Genomic DNA, 831 nt, shown 5'->3' with positions numbered 1-831 from the left:
AGCTACTCGCTTGAAAAGCCCTTTTATGACGACCTCGTCGCGATCGCGGCGACCAGGGAGCTGACGCTCGCTGCTCTTGTCGCCGAAGTCGACGAGACGCGGCCCCGCGACACCAACCTGTCCTCGGCGTTGAGGCTCCATGTGCTGGAGTGGGCGAAGCGAGGAGAGAGTATCTAAAGGCTTTCGACCGCGTCGTCCTTTTTCCTGCGTCTGGTGCCAAAGCCAAGCAAGGTCGAACGCTCGCGCTCCTCGGCCTGTTTCCTGGACCGCACGCGCATCAGATCCTTCCAGCCGACATAGCCGACCAGCAACGAGCCTTCGCGAGTGACGACGGGCAGATGGGAGACGTTGGCCATCAGCAGCTTGTCGGAGAGACCTTCGAGATATTCGTCCGGATAGGCCAGCGTCACCTTGCTGCCGGCCAGCAACGCGCCAAGCGTGGTGGTGCGGTGCGTGCCGGCGCGTCTCCAGCGCAAGATCGCCGGCGGATCGATGAGGCCCAGCACCTGACCGTTCTCGTCGACCACCGGGAAACTCGGATGCCGTGTTTCCGGCGCCGTCAGGAAGGCTGCTGCGCCATGCAGCGTCATCGTCGCCGGCACGCTTTCGACCTGCGACGTCATCACCTCGCGCACCCGGGTCAGGGCGAAAGGGTCGACACGGTATTCGCGAACCAGATGGTGTCCCCTTCTGGCGATCTTTTCGGTCAGGATCGAACGCTTCATCAGAAGCACGGTCACGGCATGCGCCGCGGCGCAGGCGGCAATCAGCGGCACCAGCATATGTGTGTTGCCGGTCAGTTCGACGGCGAAGAACGTGGCGGTCAGCGGC

Annotated in this window: 2 protein-coding genes; one reads left to right on the top strand and one right to left on the bottom strand. The window is 63.5% G+C overall.

Going from position 1 to position 831, the window contains the following annotated elements; all coding sequences use genetic code 11:
• On the top strand, positions 1-177 hold a 177-nt coding region (locus tag EN991_RS38170; RefSeq protein WP_127370629.1), incomplete at its 5' end, for a ribbon-helix-helix domain-containing protein.
• On the opposite strand, the gene EN991_RS38165 is transcribed toward EN991_RS38170, so the two are convergent.
• A partial coding sequence (locus tag EN991_RS38165; protein ID WP_127370628.1) for a CBS domain-containing protein occupies positions 174-831 on the bottom strand: 658 nt, incomplete at its 5' end. The genes EN991_RS38170 and EN991_RS38165 overlap by 4 nt on opposite strands.

Origin of the sequence: Mesorhizobium sp. M7A.F.Ca.US.005.03.2.1, assembly GCF_003997795.1 — a bacterium.
Lineage (GTDB): Bacteria > Pseudomonadota > Alphaproteobacteria > Rhizobiales > Rhizobiaceae > Mesorhizobium > Mesorhizobium ciceri.
The sequence above is the reverse complement of the archived record's forward strand: the minus strand, read 5'-3'. Positions and strand labels throughout refer to the sequence as shown.